The organism is Campylobacter sp. GTC17093, from assembly GCF_055397635.1.
In genome coordinates this window covers 892,728-908,750 of record NZ_AP038832.1, presented here as the reverse complement: position 1 = coordinate 908,750, position 16,023 = coordinate 892,728, and the positions used below count along the sequence as shown (strand labels likewise).

Annotated in this window: 17 protein-coding genes; 6 read left to right on the top strand and 11 right to left on the bottom strand. The window is 31.7% G+C overall.

The annotated features are described in order from the left end of the window. Window positions 1-193: 193 nt before the first annotated feature. Genes ACZ5VL_RS04685 through recA form a run of 4 tightly spaced genes read right to left on the bottom strand, consistent with a single transcriptional unit; the run spans window position 194 to window position 3,515 of the window. On the bottom strand, window positions 194-946 hold the full coding sequence (locus tag ACZ5VL_RS04685) for an AMIN domain-containing protein (RefSeq protein WP_464197797.1): 753 nt from the start codon (window positions 944-946) through the stop codon (window positions 194-196). 9 nt (window positions 947-955) lie between these two features. After that, entirely contained in the window at window positions 956-1,231 is a 276-nt protein-coding gene (locus ACZ5VL_RS04680) for a septum formation initiator (RefSeq protein ID WP_464197795.1), read from the bottom strand. Beyond that, window positions 1,228-2,478 (bottom strand): phosphopyruvate hydratase, encoded by a 1,251-nt coding sequence (eno, locus tag ACZ5VL_RS04675; RefSeq protein ID WP_464197793.1) that lies wholly within the window; start codon window positions 2,476-2,478, stop codon window positions 1,228-1,230. Before eno ends, ACZ5VL_RS04680 begins: the two co-directional genes overlap by 4 nt. Further along, window positions 2,478-3,515 carry a recombinase RecA gene (recA, locus tag ACZ5VL_RS04670; RefSeq protein ID WP_464197791.1) on the bottom strand — a complete coding sequence of 346 codons (1,038 nt, stop codon included), beginning with the start codon at window positions 3,513-3,515 and terminating at the stop codon, window positions 2,478-2,480. The genes eno and recA overlap by 1 nt, the downstream gene beginning before the upstream one ends. A gap of 134 nt (window positions 3,516-3,649) precedes the next feature. Here recA and ACZ5VL_RS04665 point away from each other — a divergent pair, with 134 nt between their 5' ends. Continuing rightward, window positions 3,650-4,942, top strand: a complete 1,293-nt coding sequence (locus ACZ5VL_RS04665) for a Na+/H+ antiporter NhaC family protein (RefSeq protein WP_464197789.1) — start codon at window positions 3,650-3,652, stop codon at window positions 4,940-4,942. Window positions 4,943-5,000: 58 nt separating this feature from the next. On the opposite strand, the gene ACZ5VL_RS04660 is transcribed toward ACZ5VL_RS04665, so the two are convergent. The 4 genes from ACZ5VL_RS04660 to thyX form a co-directional block, all read right to left on the bottom strand. After that, entirely contained in the window at window positions 5,001-5,150 is a 150-nt protein-coding gene (locus ACZ5VL_RS04660; RefSeq protein WP_464197787.1) for a hypothetical protein, read from the bottom strand. Window positions 5,151-5,168: 18 nt separating this feature from the next. Then, window positions 5,169-5,324 (bottom strand): hypothetical protein, encoded by a 156-nt coding sequence (locus tag ACZ5VL_RS04655; RefSeq protein WP_464197785.1) that lies wholly within the window; start codon window positions 5,322-5,324, stop codon window positions 5,169-5,171. A 537-nt stretch (window positions 5,325-5,861) separates the two neighbouring features. Next, entirely contained in the window at window positions 5,862-7,535 is a 1,674-nt protein-coding gene (gene ilvD / locus ACZ5VL_RS04650) for a dihydroxy-acid dehydratase (protein ID WP_464197783.1), read from the bottom strand. A gap of 22 nt (window positions 7,536-7,557) precedes the next feature. After that, window positions 7,558-8,184 carry an FAD-dependent thymidylate synthase gene (gene thyX, locus ACZ5VL_RS04645; protein WP_464197781.1) on the bottom strand — a complete coding sequence of 209 codons (627 nt, stop codon included), beginning with the start codon at window positions 8,182-8,184 and terminating at the stop codon, window positions 7,558-7,560. Between the two features lie 153 nt (window positions 8,185-8,337). On the opposite strand from thyX, the gene ACZ5VL_RS04640 reads away from it, so the two are divergent. Both ACZ5VL_RS04640 and gdhA read left to right on the top strand, forming a co-directional pair. Then, window positions 8,338-9,027, top strand: coding sequence for an MqnA/MqnD/SBP family protein (locus ACZ5VL_RS04640; protein WP_464197779.1), 690 nt, complete (start codon window positions 8,338-8,340; stop codon window positions 9,025-9,027). After that, window positions 9,027-10,394, top strand: a complete 1,368-nt coding sequence (gene gdhA, locus ACZ5VL_RS04635) for an NADP-specific glutamate dehydrogenase (protein WP_464197777.1) — start codon at window positions 9,027-9,029, stop codon at window positions 10,392-10,394. Before ACZ5VL_RS04640 ends, gdhA begins: the two co-directional genes overlap by 1 nt. Before the next feature lie 7 nt (window positions 10,395-10,401). On the opposite strand, the gene ACZ5VL_RS04630 is transcribed toward gdhA, so the two are convergent. Genes ACZ5VL_RS04630 through ACZ5VL_RS04620 form a run of 3 tightly spaced genes read right to left on the bottom strand, consistent with a single transcriptional unit; the run spans window position 10,402 to window position 12,808 of the window. Continuing rightward, the gene (locus ACZ5VL_RS04630; protein WP_464197775.1) at window positions 10,402-10,998 is read right to left on the bottom strand and encodes an aminotransferase class IV; all 597 of its coding nucleotides are present in this window, start codon (window positions 10,996-10,998) and stop codon (window positions 10,402-10,404) included. Beyond that, window positions 10,964-11,875 (bottom strand): aminodeoxychorismate synthase component I, encoded by a 912-nt coding sequence (locus tag ACZ5VL_RS04625; RefSeq protein WP_464197773.1) that lies wholly within the window; start codon window positions 11,873-11,875, stop codon window positions 10,964-10,966. Before ACZ5VL_RS04625 ends, ACZ5VL_RS04630 begins: the two co-directional genes overlap by 35 nt. Before the next feature lie 30 nt (window positions 11,876-11,905). Beyond that, window positions 11,906-12,808 carry a DMT family transporter gene (locus tag ACZ5VL_RS04620; RefSeq protein WP_464197771.1) on the bottom strand — a complete coding sequence of 301 codons (903 nt, stop codon included), beginning with the start codon at window positions 12,806-12,808 and terminating at the stop codon, window positions 11,906-11,908. Between the two features lie 86 nt (window positions 12,809-12,894). Between ACZ5VL_RS04620 and nhaA the strand changes: the two genes are divergently transcribed. The 3 genes from nhaA to ACZ5VL_RS04605 are packed head-to-tail and all read left to right on the top strand — an operon-like array spanning window position 12,895 to window position 15,939. Next, window positions 12,895-14,052: a Na+/H+ antiporter NhaA gene (gene nhaA, locus ACZ5VL_RS04615; protein WP_464197769.1), complete on the top strand. Its 1,158-nt coding sequence runs from the start codon at window positions 12,895-12,897 to the stop codon at window positions 14,050-14,052. A gap of 13 nt (window positions 14,053-14,065) precedes the next feature. Beyond that, the gene (gene ung / locus ACZ5VL_RS04610; RefSeq protein WP_464200257.1) at window positions 14,066-14,761 is read left to right on the top strand and encodes a uracil-DNA glycosylase; all 696 of its coding nucleotides are present in this window, start codon (window positions 14,066-14,068) and stop codon (window positions 14,759-14,761) included. Beyond that, complete coding sequence (locus ACZ5VL_RS04605; RefSeq protein WP_464197767.1) at window positions 14,761-15,939, top strand: replication-associated recombination protein A; 1,179 nt, start codon at window positions 14,761-14,763, stop codon at window positions 15,937-15,939. Before ung ends, ACZ5VL_RS04605 begins: the two co-directional genes overlap by 1 nt. Window positions 15,940-16,023: the final 84 nt, after the last annotated feature.

The following is a 16,023-nucleotide window of genomic DNA, read 5'->3' as shown; positions in this document are numbered from 1 at the left end:
TAATTCTTGGTTAAAACGCTAGCATAAATCAAACAGACAAAGAGCAAATATAAAAGTTCTTAATGAATATCTAGGCAAAAGTTATGGCGAAGAACTAAAAACTACAATGAAAATCAAAGTCTAAAAACTAACAGATAAAGATATTAATGAAATTTGCTAAGTATATTTAAACGCTAAAAATAAGCCAAAAGGCTTATTTTGCTTGTAGTAAATAGCTATCGCCTTCTTTTGATAGCTCATATTTATATCCATTATCAAGAGATAAAACAACTCTGTAAAATTTACCATGTGCACCAAAAGTTGCATTTTTAAATATTCCACAACTTATATCTAAAGTTTGAGTTTTAAAATTACTTTTTGGATGTGAAAAATCAATAGCAATTTTATTTTGACCTTCTACCTTAAAATGAGTAAGAAGCGCATCATTTGTGACAAATTTTATACTCTTTGTAAATACATCCAAACGAAGCAAATTTTTAAAAGTAACAGTTTTTGATGGAACGACTATATTTGGGACAATAGAATCTGTTACATTTGTTTCATTTGTAATTTTAGAATTTGAGCTAATGTTTGTTTCTTGGGCATCCATTTTTTGATTATCCTCAGAAGCAGTTTTTGTAACCGAGATATCAAGTATAGGTGTTGATGCTGGTTCTGGAGATTTTACAACATTTAAAGATAAACTATCTTTCCAGTTTATAGATGCATTTATATCTACAGTTTTTTCTTTTATACTTCCATCAAGACTTTTATAATAAATCACAACACGATCTATCTCTCTTGAATCATTTGGCATATTAAATATTTTTCTATCAAATGGTTTTGCATTTAAATTTATATTTGTAGTCTGGATACTAGAGTTAATTTCTTCACTTGGCAAAAACGGATTTTCTCTACCATAAATAATACAAATAGCACACGCATAAATTAATAAAATTTTTTTCATTTATAACCCTCATTTAACATTAGGCTCTAAGCCTATAAGCTCGAAATATTCTTTTTGAAGCACTGCATTTTCTTGTTTAAGGCGCTCGAGTTCCTTTTTTAAAGATTCTTGTTTATTTTGTACAAAAATAAGTGTCTCTAAAGAACGTTTTCCAAAAAACATGTTTCCAAAATAAACTCCAAGCCCTACAACAACTATAACAACCACTATATATTTGAACAACTTTTTACAAAAATATACTACAGCAGACTCTTTTCCGCTGTAGTTATCTAAAATTTCGCTCAAATATTATCTCCTAAAAACTCATCTGTTTTGTTTTCTATTTCTAGAAGTCTGTTGTATTTAGCATTCCTTTCACTTCTTGAAGTTGCGCCTGTTTTGATTTGTCCAGTATTTAGTCCAACTGCAAAATCAGCTATAAAACTATCTTCACTTTCGCCACTTCTATGACTCATTACGGTTTTATAGCCATTTCTTTTTGCAAGGCGAACTGCTTGCATTGTTTGACTTACGGTTCCAATTTGATTTGGTTTTATTAGGATTGCATTTCCAATACCTCTTGTTATACCTTCTTTTAAAATTTTCTCATTTGTCACAAAAAGATCATCACCAACAAGCTGAACTTTTGAGCCTAGTCTGTCAGTAAGTTTTTTCCAACCATCCCAATCATCTTCACTCAAGCCATCTTCAATAGAACAAATTGGATATTTCTCACACAAACCCTCATAATAATTTATCATATCATCGCTACTAAATTCTTTCCCTTCCATTACATAAAAGCCGTCTTTATAAAATTCGCTTGATGCAACATCTAAAGCTAGTTTTATATCAGATCCTGCTTTATATCCACTTTTTTCAATAGCTTGTAAAATTAGTTTTATTGGGGCTTCGTTGTCTTCTAGATTAGGAGCAAATCCGCCTTCATCGCCAACTGCGGTACTATGCCCAAGCTCATCTAAAAGTTTTTTCAAATTTTGATAAATCTCAACACTAGCTCTTAGTGCTTCACTAAATTTATCAAAACCATATGGCATTATCATAAACTCTTGAAAATCAACACTATTATTTGCATGTTCTCCACCATTTATGATATTAAACATAGGAACCGGTAAAATACTAGCATTTATACCACCAATATATCTAAAAAGAGGTACATTAAGTGCTCTTGCAGCCGCTCTTGCTACTGCCATAGATACACCTAAAACTGCGTTTGCACCTAAATTTGAATAATTTGGCGTAGAATCTAGGTTTTGCATAATCATATCTATATTTTTTTGCTCAAAAACACATTTGCCAACAATCGCATCTAATATGATTTCATTTACATTTTGAACAGCTTTTAAAACACCTTTTCCACCATATCTGTGATCTTTATCTCTTAGTTCTAAAGCCTCTCTTTTTCCTGTGCTTGCACCACTTGGAACGATAGCGCTTTCTATAACGCCGTTATCAAGATAAACAGTTGTTTTTACAGTAGGATTTCCCCTGCTATCTAAAACCTCATTTGCTCTTATATTTGTTATTATAGCCATTATTCATCTCCATCACTATTTTTTTCATCTTCATCAAAACCAGATAATAATCCGCCTATAGAATTTTTTAGTTTATCAACTATTTCACTCGCCACTTCTGGATGCTCTTTTAAATAAGCTTTTGAGTTTTCTCTACCTTGACCAAGTTTTACATCTTGATAACTAAACCAAGCGCCACTTTTATCAATGATATCAAGCTTTACACCATAGTCAATCATTTCGCCTTCTTTGCTTATTCCCTCTCCATACATTACATCAAATTCGGCTGTTTTAAATGGTGGCGCAACTTTATTTTTAACAACTTTTATTTTAGTTCTATTGCCTATTGGTTGATCATTTTGTTTTAAAGTTGCTATTTTTCTAACATCTAGTCTAACAGAAGCATAAAATTTAAGAGCATTTCCACCAGTTGTTGTCTCTGGACTTCCATATCCCATCATTCCAATCTTCATACGAATTTGGTTTATAAAAATGATGGTTGTATTCATCTTATGCACAACGCCAGTTAATTTTCTTAGAGCTTGCGACATAAGCCTTGCTTGTAAACCGACATGCGAATCACCCATATCACCTTCAATCTCTGTTTTTGGAGTAAGTGCTGCAACGGAGTCAACTACTATAAGATCAACAGCACCACTTCTTGAAAGTGTTTCAACTATATCAAGAGCTTGCTCACCAAAATCAGGTTGTGAAACAAAAAGATTTTCTGTATCTACGCCAAGATTGTGAGCATATTTTACATCAAGTGCATGCTCTGCATCTACAAAGGCACAAATTCCACCATTTTTTTGTGATTCTGCAATTATATGTAAAGCAAGTGTAGTTTTACCAGAACTTTCTGGTCCATAAATTTCTATAATTCTACCCTTTGGAATACCGCCTATCCCAAGAGCCATATCAAGACCAATTGAGCCAGTTGAGATAGAATCTATGGGTTCAACTTGCTTATCTCCAAGTCTGATAATAGTACCTTTACCAAAGGCTTTATCTATCTGTTTTAGGGCTACATCAAGGGTTTTTTTCTTGTTTTCATCCATATTTATATCACCTTAAAAAATTTTCTGTTATTCTATCTAAAATGATTTAAAAATCAACTTTGACAAAAAATAAAATATGTATTTAAAAGATATTTCTATATAATCTATTTTTCATTTAAAAATAAGGAAAATTTATGATTTTTACAAATCCTGTTTTAATAAGCGTTTGCGTGATGTATATCTTATGCTTATTTAAATTTAACATACTTTTAGCAATCTTGCTTTCTGGCATGATAGCTGGTTTAATGAGTGATTTTGGGCTTATAAAAACTATGGAAATTTTGATAAATGGTATGCAAGGCAACTTAGAAACAGCCCTTAGCTATATACTTCTTGGCGCAGTTGCTTCTGCAATTTCTGGAACAAATTTAACAGCGATTTTAATTCATAAAATTAGCTCTATTTTAAGCAACAAAAAAACTATATTTGTATTAACAATAGCTTTTATAGCTTGCTTTTCACAAAATTTAATACCTGTTCATATTGCCTTTATTCCTATCCTAATACCACCATTACTTAAAATAATGAATAAGCTAAAAATAGATAGAAGAGCAGTCGCTTGTGCTCTAACATTTGGACTTCAAGCACCTTATATAAGTCTTGGCGTAGGATTTGGATTATTGTTTTACAACATACTTAAAAAAGAACTTGCAAATAATTCCATGATAGTAAGCATATCTGATATCCAAAGCGTAATGTGGATAGGGGGTGTTGCAATGTTTTTTGGCTTAATGTGCGCAATTTTATTTTATAGAAAATCAAGACAATACACAAATTTACAAGATGAAATAAATAATAATTTTAGCTTAAATATGGGCAAAAAAGAGTGGGTTGTATTAATAGGCTCAGCCATAACTTTTGGTGTTCAAATTTACACAAGTTCGATACCGCTTGGCGGTCTACTTGGACTTTTATTTATGATAATTTTTGGTGGAATTGATTACAACAAAGTTCAAGATGTAATGGATAAAGGCTTATCAATGATGGCTTACATAGCCTTTATAATGCTAGTTGCAGCTGGATTTGGTGCAGTGCTTAGAGAAAGTGGTGGCATAAACGATCTTATAAGCGTAGTAAGTGCGTTATCTGGCGGAAAATTTGGTGGCGCTTTACTTATGCTATTAATAGGGCTTTTAGTTACCATGGGAATTGGCACAAGTTTTGGAACAATACCAATAATAGCTGCTATTTATGTACCATTATGTGTAAATTTAGGATTTAGCGTAAGCGCAACGATACTTCTTATAGGGATTTCTGCAGCCATAGGAGATGCAGGAAGTCCTGCAAGCGATAGTACGCTTGGACCGACCGCTGGATTAAACGCGGACGGGCAGCACGATCACATATATGATACTTGCGTACCAACATTTGTATTTTTTAATATTCCTATGATAATTTTTGCTCTTATTTTTTCTATGATCATTTAAAAGAAGAAAAAGCATACACCTTTAGATGTATGCTTTTGTAAAATATTTTTATAAAAAACTATTTTACAATTATGTAGTATATTACATAAAACCAACTAAAAAAACCATGAATTATAGCCCATAAAATGCTGTGATTTGCCGACCAAGATAGAGCGACTGCAATAACTGTTCCTAGTGAAAATCCACCAATTCCTGCTGCTTTTCCCATAATATATCCTTTTATAAATTAATTTTTGTTTTTAGTAAGCAAATAATAAATTACATAAAACCAACTAAAAAAACCATGAATTATAGCCCATAAAATGCTGTGATTTGCCGACCAAGATAGAGCAACTGCGATAACTGTTCCTAGTGAAAATCCACCAATTCCTGCTGCTTCCATTTATTGCCTTTCTTTTTAGGATGTAAAAATTATAACTTATATTATATAATAATTAACACAGTTTTTATTTACTAATCTTAAGTAGTTTACTCAATTCGTGTTCTTTTAGCTATACAATTATTTATGACATATAAATGAGCGCATACCAAAATTATTGATGTAATATAATTTTGTTCATGGTCATATATGTTTTGATTATAATTATGCTGTATATATTCCAATAAATTTAATGACTCACGTATAACATAATAAATTTCCACCCATAAAATCTATTAAGATTCTTGTATTTAAGTAAATTTTTTCTTAAAAGTTTAATATATTTTTCTATTAAATCTTTATTTTCATCATAAAAATTATCAAATAAAACTAATTGCTCTTTTACAAATATACATAATTAATCTTTTATGTAGCTTAATCTATAATTAAATAATTCAATAATCATTGCAAATATTACTACAATAAGTGATATTATAGAAATTATAACACTAATATCAAATGAATCAAACATAGCTTCTTTCTTAACATTTATTTATAAATTTACGCTTCTAAAATCGCTCCGTTACTAGCATTGGTTACAAGTTTTTGATACTGTCTTAACCACCTACTTTTAACCTTTTTACCTGCGTATCTCCATTCATTTTTGCGTTTTTGTAGCTCTTTATCGCTTAAATTTACATTTATAGAGTACTTATCCACATCTATTTCTATGATGTCTCCATCTTTTAAAAGTCCTATTGCGCCACCTTCTGCTGCTTCAGGACTAACATGACCTATGCTAAGCCCACGCGTTGCACCACTAAATCTACCATCTGTTATAAGCGCTACATCAGCACCCAGCCCTCGTCCAACTATAAGACTTGTAGGACTTAGCATCTCTTGCATGCCAGGACCTCCTTTTGGTCCTTCATAGCGGATAACCACAACATCACCTTTTTTGATTTTACCACTACTTATACCCTCTATCGCTTCGTCTTGCGAGTTAAAGCAAACTGCCCTGCCGCTAAATTTACGCTCACCTATGATACCTGCTGTTTTTATAACACAGCCTTTCTCGGCTAAATTTCCAAACAAAATCGCAAGTCCACCAACCTTTGAATAAGCATTTTGGGCTTTATGTATGATTTTTTCATCTAAAATTTGTGCATCACTTATACGATCCTCTAAAGTTTCGCCACTTACGGTTAAGTTATCAAGGTCTAAAAATGGATTATTTTGCATTGAAATTTCTTTCATGATAGCATTCATACCACCTGCGCTATGAACATCTTCCATGTGTACACTTGGCAGACTTGGAGCTACTTTTGCGATATGCTGCGTAGTTTTGCTAATCTCGTTTATATCTTTTATATCAAGTGCGCACCCTGCTTCACGCGAAATTGCAAGCATGTGAAGTATCGTATTTGAGCTACCACCCATCGCCATATCTATAACCATAGCATTTGTAACGGCTTTTTTATTTAAGATGTTTCGTATCTTAAATCTCTCATCAGTTGCGATTTCACAAATTCTGCGCGCTGCTTTTCTCATAAGTTCTTCGCGCTCTTTACTTAGTGCAAGTATCGTTCCATTGCCACTTAGTGCTATACCCATGGCTTCACAAAGCGTATTCATGGAGTTTGCCGTAAACATACCGCTACAGCTCCCACCACTTGGACATGCTTTGCACTCTATTTCATAAAGTTCTTCTTTGCTTATTTTCTTAGTTTCGTATGCTCCAACACCCTCAAATGCTGAGTTTAGATCAAGCACGTTTCCTTTACTATCAACCCCTGCGCGCATTGGGCCTCCGCTTACAAAAACAGTTGGCACATTTACTCTTAATGCTCCCATTATCATTCCAGGAACAATTTTATCACAGTTTGGGATACAAATCATGGCGTCTAGTTTATGAGCGTTCATAACTGTTTCTATAGAGTTTGCTATGATTTCACGACTTGGAAGTGAGTAGAGCATGCCATCATGTCCCATAGCTATACCATCATCAACCCCAATTGTATTAAATTCAAAAGGCACACAACCATTTTTACGGATTTCATCTTTTATAATTTCAGAGTATTTGTTTAAGAAAAAATGCCCAGGAATTATCTCTATGAAGCTGTTTGCAACACCGACAAATGGCTTGTTAAAGTCCTCATCTTTTAGTCCACTTGCCCTTAGTAAACTTCTATGTGGAACTTTCGTATAGCCCTTTTTTATCTCATCACTACGCATAAAACCTCCCAAATTTATACAACTACTCTTTCTTTTCTTTATATACACAATCTTCAAAAATAAACTTATGCTCATCTGGAATTGCTTCAAATATAGCAATTGCCAAATTTCTTATCTCCCAAAGAGCTGACTTTGAGCTTCTTAATGAAATGAAATTTTGCAAACTTCTAGCATTCACGCTCCAGCTAAGCTCAGTTTTATAACACTCAGGAAGTGCAAATTTAGCTATATCTAGACTAATATTTTGCTGCAATAATAAACGCATATTTTCTAGTGCTTTTATACTAGCATTATCAACTATTTCATTACCCGTTAAAACTACATATCTGCTAGCATTTTGGAAATCATTTTCTTTAAATTCGCTCTCGTTTTTTAACTCTTTTAGTGTATAACGTGTAGATTTTACACTAAGACTTGCCATTCTGTGTCTAGCAAGCTCTTGCAAAAGCGCTCTTGATACACCTTTTATATAAAAGTTATAGTGCAGATGCTCAAGTGTTGAAGCATGTTTAAATTTATTGCCAACTCTATCTATAAGTTCTTTGTCTTTTTCTCCGCCATTGTCGCTTTTATCAAAACTTTGCCAACAAGTTCTTATAGCATTTGAGCAAACCCAAAGCGGTGTATAGTTTAAAAGCTTAATTTCCATTATTTATCCTAATTATATTGTGATTTTTAAGTCTATCACAAAAAAGCTTTTATTTCAAAAATTTAGGTTAAAAAAATCAAAATATCGTAAATAAAATTTAAGTTTCGTGTATTATAATTTTAATTCATTACGAATTTATTGGAAAGGATTAAATTGATTTTTGGAAAAATTGACTATCTAAATTTACTACCTTTTCATGTATTTTTGAAACGCTCAAATTTGCAAAATTCATTTAAAAAAAGTATAGAGATAAAAAAAGGCGTTCCAAGTCATCTAAACAAAGCTCTTTATAATCGTAGGATAAATGCTGCCATAATTTCAAGTATAGAAAGCAGAAGAAGCAAATACAAAAAACTTGACATGGGTGTTGTTGCTAAAAAAGAGGTTATAAGCGTTTTAGTGCGTAAAAACTCTAAATTTTTGCTAGATCCTGCTTCAATGACATCAAATATGCTAAGCGCGGTTTTAAAGCTAAAAGGTGAAGTTATAATTGGAGATAGAGCGCTCAAAAACTATCTAAAAGATGGTAAAGAAAGCTTTTATGATATGGGTGAAATTTGGAATAAAAAAACAAATTTACCATTCGTATTTGCAAGGTTTTGCTATACAAAAAATGCCTCATTGTACAAAAGTCTTGTAAAAAATTTCTTGTCACAAAAAGTAAAAATTCCTAGGTACATATTACAAAATTACTCAAAAAGTAGAGAAATTTCTCCAAATGATATAAAATGGTATCTAAATTACATAACTTATAAAATAGACAAAAAAGAAAAAATTGCATTAAAAATGTTTTTACAAAAATCAAGAAAAATGAATTTTAATCCAATTTACAAGGAGAAATAATGAGGTCATCAACAAGTTATATAAATAGTGTTTTAAAGCATGTAAGAAAAGTTTCACCGCGCCAACCTATTTTTTATCAAGCTGCAAACGAGGTATTAAATAATCTTAAACCGCTTTTAGATGCAGAGCCAAAATATGAAAAACATGCCATTTTAGAACGCATTGTAATGCCTGAAAAAACTACAATTTTTAGAACCGTTTATATAAACGATGCAGGAAAAGCGTGTGTTCACTTTGGATATAGAGTTCAATTTAACTCAGCCATTGGTCCATATAAAGGTGGTCTTAGATTCCATCCAACAGCTAATCTAGATGTACTTAAGTTCTTAGGTTTTGAGCAAATTTTTAAAAACTCACTTACTGGATTAAATATAGGTGGCGCAAAAGGTGGCGCAAATTTTGATCCTAAAGGCAAAAGCGATGGTGAGATTATGAGATTTTGTCAATCTTTTGCAAATGAGCTTTCAAAACTAATCGGAGATGTAAAAGATGTTCCAGCTGGAGATATCGGCGTTGGAGCAAGAGAAATAGGATATATTTATGGTCAGTACAAAAAGCAAACTAGCAGATTTGATGGTGCACTAACTGGCAAAGGATTAAGCTGGGGTGGAAGCTTGGTTAGACCTGAAGCAACTGGTTATGGGTGTGTTTATTTTGCCATCGAAATGTTAAAAACAAGAAAAGATGATCTAAAAGGCAAAAAATGCGTTGTAAGTGGTGCTGGAAATGTTGCAACTTATACAATCCAAAAACTATATGAAAACGGAGCCATACCATTAACAGTTAGCGATTCTACTGGTTATATTTATGATAAAAATGGTATTGATTTAGATCTTTTGATAGAATTAAAACAAGTTAAAAGAGTTGGTTTAAGCGAGTATGCTAAAACAAAAAAAGACTCTACTTTTGTTAGCGTAAAACAATACAAAGAAGGTAGAAATGGTGTTTGGGATATCCCTTGCGATGCAGCATTTCCAAGTGCAACTCAAAATGAACTAAATTTAGAAGATGCTAAAACACTTTACAAAAATGGATGTCGTTTAGTTTGCGAGGGTGCAAATATGCCATCTAATACTGAAGCAGTTGAGTTTTTCTTAAACAAGAAAGATATACTTTTTGCTCCTGGAAAAGCTGCAAATGCCGGAGGTGTTGCAGTAAGCGCACTAGAAATGGCTCAAAATGCAAGCATGACAAGTTGGAGCTTTGAAGATGTTGACAATAAACTAAGAAACATCATGAAACATATCTTTAATATAAGCTATGAGGCATCTAAAGAGTTTAATGAGCCTGGAAATATAGTTCTTGGGGCAAATATAGCTGGATTTAGAAAAGTTGCAGATGCAATGATAGATCAAGGTTATGTATAATGGATAATTAGCCGAGATTTTCTTGGCTAATTATCTCAAATTTCTGCACTTCATAAAATCCAATCATAGAATTAAATATCGCTAATCTTTTTACATTTAGTAAATCATCTACGCATAAATCATCTTGAATTATTTTATTTTCATCAAGCAATCTTTGGCGCGTAGTTCCATTTAAAAGCGGTGATTTAGGTGTTATCCAATGTGAATTTTTAAATATAGCTACATTTGCTATACTAGTATCAGTTATGAGAGAATTTTTAACCATTATCACCTCATCAAAACTACCTTTTATGGCTTCAATGTTGCTTCTATCTAAATACTTTTTATCATAGTTAAAATCAATATTTACAAGTTGAAATGTATGAAATTTTTTCATCTTATACTCAAAAAAATCCACACTTACTAACTCTCCGTTTAGATCATACACAACTTTTGCCCTTATTAAACCTTGCTTTTTTGTATATAAAATTTGCTCTAAATTAAACTTTGAGCTAAAATTTATAGAATTTTGAATTCTTTGCTCATGGTAGATTAAATTTTGAGCTATTCCATCTTGTATCTTTATGGTTTCAAAAAGGAAAATAGACTTTTTTGATAAGCTCATCATACTCCTTTTTTGGATCACTCATAGTTGTAATGCCACCTCCACTAAAAAAATATAGCTTATTATCCATTTTTTTTATAAATCTAATCATCACAAAACTTTGCAAAATTTCTCCATCAAAATATATAAAAACACCAGTATAATATCCTCTTTTTATTATCTCGCATTCGCTTATAATCTTTTGCGCATAATCTTTTGGTGTCCCACTTATAGATCCAGCTGGCAAAATTCTATTAAATATCTCATTAAAACCAATTTTATCTCGCAATCTACCGCTTATATGGGAACTTGTTTGATAAAGATCCTTTACGCGCTCAATATATCTAAATTTCTCTACTTTAACATCATCACAAACCATAGAAAGATCATTTCTCATAAGATCTACTATCATGGCTTGTTCGCTAAATTCTTTTTCATCTCTTAATAAAATTTCTTTAGCATCTGGTAAATTTGCTTCAATAGTGCCTTTCATAGGATATGTGTGCATATAACCATCTTTAATATTTACAAAAATTTCTGGACTAAAACAGACAAAATCATCCTTTTTGTATATCACAACTCTTGCCCCAGAATAATTATAAATCTCTTCTAGGCTCAAATTGGTTGAAATCTCGGTTGGAAAACATAAATTTAAAAGATAATTATCTCCATTTTTTTGATGTGATATCACTTTATCTATGCGCTCTTTATAAATAGAAAAATCAATCGGATGTTTTTTCAAATGGTATTTTACTCCATATACACTAGTTGAATTTATTTTAAATTTTATACCAAATTTAGACGCCTCATCTACACTACAAATTATATTTTTATTTGGCTCATCATAACTCAAAATAGCTATAAAAGGCTCGTCTTTAAATGAACTTAATTTTTGCATACAATAACCTATCAAACCATGTAAAACCGACTATCTTTTTGAAATTAAAATCGTGCATAAAAGTATAAAAAATAATCCTACAAAATCAAGCCAAATAAACTTAACTCCAAACCAAAAATAAGAAAATGCCATTGCTGAAATTGGCTCAATGGATGCAATCATACTAGCCTTAGTTGGCCCAATCCTATCAACACCTCTCATAAAAAACGAAAAAGCTAAAATTGTTCCAATAAATATCACACCACAAACCGCCAAAAACCCATAAATATCTGTTATTTGCATAGCCATATAAGACCCGCTTGCTATGAAAAATATCGATCCACTTATAAGTAAACCCCACGAAAGAGTTATCATAGTTCCATATTTTCTGTTTATATTTATAGGACTTATACTATAAACAACAGCACAAAGTGCAGATATCATACCTATGGTTAGTGGGTATTTGTCTATAACAAGTTCATCAAACTTCCCATGTGTTGCAAGTAAAAAAAGTCCGGTAGTAGCAGAAAGTAGAGCAAAAAATTCTTTTAGCGTAGGTAGTTTTTTAAACCAAAAACACACTAAAACCATTATAATTGCAGGTGCAGTGTATTGAAGTATTGTAGCTATGGCAACATTTGAATGTTTTATAGTTTCATAATATGTGAATTGACAAAGCATTAAGCCAAAAAATGAATAAATTATAAGTTGAAAAAATGAACTTTTATCTTTAAATATCCTAAAAACAGCTCTTTTTTTTATTATAGTCAAGATAAAAAGACAAACTCCAGCTCCAAGTAATCTTACCCCAGTTAACCAAACTGGATCTACATCTTTATACATGAAAAGATACTGCCCGCAAGCGCCTGAAAATCCCCAAAAAATGCCGCCTAAAAAAGCGTAAATAATGCCACTAAGATATAAATTTTGCATTTGATCATTATATCTTAACATTTATAAAAATATATTATGGTTTTAAACATCATTAATTTTTTTTTGATATCATAAATTTAAAAAGACAAATAAAAAAAGGTGATATTTTGAATATTATAAAAAAAATAGCTAATAATGAAGCAACTGGTGGTATTTTAATAATAACAGCTACAATTTTAGCTCTTATTTGTCAAAATACCTTTTTATCTAGTTTTTACAATGATTTCTTAAGGCTAAACTCTGGAATTGTAATAGGCGAATATAAGATTATAAAGCCAATAATTTTATGGGTAAATGATGGTCTTATGGCTATTTTTTTCTTCTATATAGGTCTAGAGGTAAAAAGAGAAATCCTTGTAGGAGAACTTAGTTCACCTTCTAAAGTTGCCCTTCCCGTAATTGGAGGTATCGGTGGTGTTATAGTGCCAGCAGCTATATTTGTATTATTAAATTTAGGAGATAGTTTTGCCTTAAAGGGCTGGGCTATACCAATTGTTAGCGATACGGCATTTGCCATAGGTATATTACTACTTTTAAAATCAAAATTTCCACCAGCATTGAAAATGTTTTTACTACTTCTTGCAATTATAGATGATGTTATAGCAGTTGTTATAATAGCTATTTTTTACACATCAGAGCTTTCGACATTGGCGCTGGTTCTAGCAAGCATAACGATAATGTTTCTTGTGTATTTTAATTTCAAAAAATCAAACTCAGCTATACCTTATACAATATTAGGAGCATTGCTTTGGGTTTTTTTCCTAGAATCAGGTGTGCATTCGACTGTTGCTGGCGTTATAACTGCATTTTTTATACCTTTACAAACAAAAAACGGAACAATGCTTTTAAATAAAATCGAACACTCATTACACGGACCTGTTACATTTTTTATAATGCCTATATTTGCTTTTGTAAATGCAGGAATTGCTCTAACGCCTGATGCATTTAAAGCTTTATTGCATCCAGTTCCTATAGGTATTATAGCTGGTCTTTTAATAGGAAAACCTCTTGGTATTTTTGGATTTAGTTATTTGGCAATAAAATTTAAAATAACAAATTTACCTAAAAATACAAACTATGGACAGTTTTTCGGCCTTTGTGTCTTAACCGCAATTGGAGCTAGTATGAGTCTTTTCATATCTTCTATTGCATATAGCCATAGCGATATATATAATTACGCAGATAAATTAGCCATCCTAATAGCATCTTTTATAGCTGCTATTCTTGGATATTTTATAATAAGAGCATATGCTCCTACAAGATAAGGCAAATTAATTGATAGACATAAACAGTGTAAAAATAGAAAAAAGCTGGAAAGAAATTTTAAAAGATGAGTTTTTATCACCATATTTTGATGAATTAAAAAAAAAGCTTATAAAAGCAAAGCAAAGCGGTGAAGTTTATCCGCCAGGCTCACTAATCTTTAATGCCTTTAATCTAACTCCATTTGATGATGTAAAAGTTGTAATTCTTGGACAAGATCCATATCATGGCAAAAATCAAGCAATGGGATTAAGTTTTTCTGTGCCAAATGGAGTAAGAATTCCGCCATCTTTACAAAATATCTATAAAGAAATTTATACGGATTTAAACATAAAAGAGCCAAATAGCGGAGATTTGACATACTGGGCTAAACAAGGCGTTTTACTACTAAACTCAACTCTTAGTGTACAAGCAAATTTAGCAAATTCACATAGTAAATTTGGATGGCAGCGTTTTAGCGACTCTGTTATAAAACAAATTAGTGATAAAAAAGAAAATATTGTATTTATGCTATGGGGAAATTTTGCAATACAAAAAGCTTCACTTATAGATGATAAAAAACATTTAGTACTAAAAGCTGCACATCCTAGTCCTTTGGCAAGGGGTGCTTTTTTTGGATGTAAGCATTTTTCTAAAGCAAATGAGTATCTTATACAACATGATAAAGCTCCAGTTGATTGGGATTTAAATAACCATAAAGAGATAAAATAATGGCTTTTGCGCTAGAATTTAGACCAAAAACACTTGATGAGCTTTATGGTCAAGATGAAGTTGTGGAGATTTTTAGGAAATTTATCCAAAGCGGAAAAATCCCACACTCTATATTTTATGGCGTCGCAGGATGTGGAAAAACAAGCTTTGCAAGAGTTATAGCTCATCAAATGAATTATGATTTTTATGAATTTGATGGCGGAAATTTAAAGATAGAGACATTTAGAACGATTTTAAAAAACCATAAAAACTCGTTTAACAAGCCGCTTTTTTTTATTGATGAAATTCATCGTCTAAGCAAAACACAACAAGAAGCGCTATTGATACCAATGGAAAACTACCAAGCTATCATCATAGGTGCTAGCACAGAAAATCCTTTTTTTACTCTTAGTTCTGGCATAAGAAGTCGCTCGATGCTTTTTGAGTTTAAACCATTAACCAGTTTGAATTTAGAAGAGCTTTTAAAAAAAGTAAAAGATAAGTCTAAATTTGATATAAGCGATGAAGCAAAAAATTATCTCATAAAAAGTAGTGGTGGGGATGCAAGAGCTATGTTAAATCTACTTGAGTTTGCTCTTGAGATTTCAAATGATATCTCGCTTCAAACACTAAAAACTCTAAGAGCAAATGCTGTAAATGAAGGCGTTAGTAACGATGATACACATTATGAACTAGCAAGCGCTTTTATAAAAAGCTTAAGAGGAAGCGATATAGATGCTTCGCTTTACTACTTAGCAAGACTTATAAATGATGGCGAAAGTGCTGATTTTATCGCTAGAAGAATGGCAATCCTTGCAAGCGAAGACATAGGAAATGCTAATCCAAATGCACTAAATATAGCCTCATCAACACTAAATATCGTAAAAAACATAGGATTTCCAGAAGCTAGAATTCCGCTAGCACAATGCGCAGTTTACTTAGCAAGCTCACCTAAATCTAACTCAAGCTATATGGCTATAAACGAAGCAATGCGCTACATTAAAACAAATAAACCCATGAATGTGCCAAAATACCTCATTAATACAAATGAGCAAATAGTAAATTATCTTTACCCTCATGATTTTGGAGGCTGGATAGAGCAAGATTATATGAGCAAAAAAGTTAAATTTTATACTTCTGATGGTATAGGTTTTGAAAAAACTCTAGATGAGTGGCTTCAAAAAATGAAACAAAAATAATAAATCTTTATTCTTTCATTTTAAGAATAGAATTTTAAAAAAATTTAATTTTGAAAATGATTTCTATTATATTATTTTAAGTTT

Bases quoted from the DNA above. Each gene is read 5' to 3' on its own strand.
- ACZ5VL_RS04655 (WP_464197785.1), bottom strand. From the start codon at position 5,324: ATGGAAGCAGCAGGAATTGGTGGATTTTCACTAGGAACAGTTATCGCA.
- ACZ5VL_RS04630 (WP_464197775.1), bottom strand. From the start codon at position 10,998: ATGAGCTTATCAAAAAAGTCTATTTTCCTTTTTGAAACCATAAAGATA.
- ACZ5VL_RS04685 (WP_464197797.1), bottom strand. From the start codon at position 946: ATGAAAAAAATTTTATTAATTTATGCGTGTGCTATTTGTATTATTTAT.
- thyX (WP_464197781.1), bottom strand. From the start codon at position 8,184: ATGGAAATTAAGCTTTTAAACTATACACCGCTTTGGGTTTGCTCAAAT.
- ilvD (WP_464197783.1), bottom strand. From the start codon at position 7,535: ATGCGTAGTGATGAGATAAAAAAGGGCTATACGAAAGTTCCACATAGA.
- ACZ5VL_RS04605 (WP_464197767.1), top strand. From the start codon at position 14,761: ATGGCTTTTGCGCTAGAATTTAGACCAAAAACACTTGATGAGCTTTAT.
- eno (WP_464197793.1), bottom strand. From the start codon at position 2,478: ATGGCTATAATAACAAATATAAGAGCAAATGAGGTTTTAGATAGCAGG.
- ACZ5VL_RS04665 (WP_464197789.1), top strand. From the start codon at position 3,650: ATGATTTTTACAAATCCTGTTTTAATAAGCGTTTGCGTGATGTATATC.
- recA (WP_464197791.1), bottom strand. From the start codon at position 3,515: ATGGATGAAAACAAGAAAAAAACCCTTGATGTAGCCCTAAAACAGATA.
- ACZ5VL_RS04620 (WP_464197771.1), bottom strand. From the start codon at position 12,808: ATGTTAAGATATAATGATCAAATGCAAAATTTATATCTTAGTGGCATT.
- gdhA (WP_464197777.1), top strand. From the start codon at position 9,027: ATGAGGTCATCAACAAGTTATATAAATAGTGTTTTAAAGCATGTAAGA.
- ACZ5VL_RS04660 (WP_464197787.1), bottom strand. From the start codon at position 5,150: ATGGGAAAAGCAGCAGGAATTGGTGGATTTTCACTAGGAACAGTTATT.
- ACZ5VL_RS04625 (WP_464197773.1), bottom strand. From the start codon at position 11,875: ATGCAAAAATTAAGTTCATTTAAAGACGAGCCTTTTATAGCTATTTTG.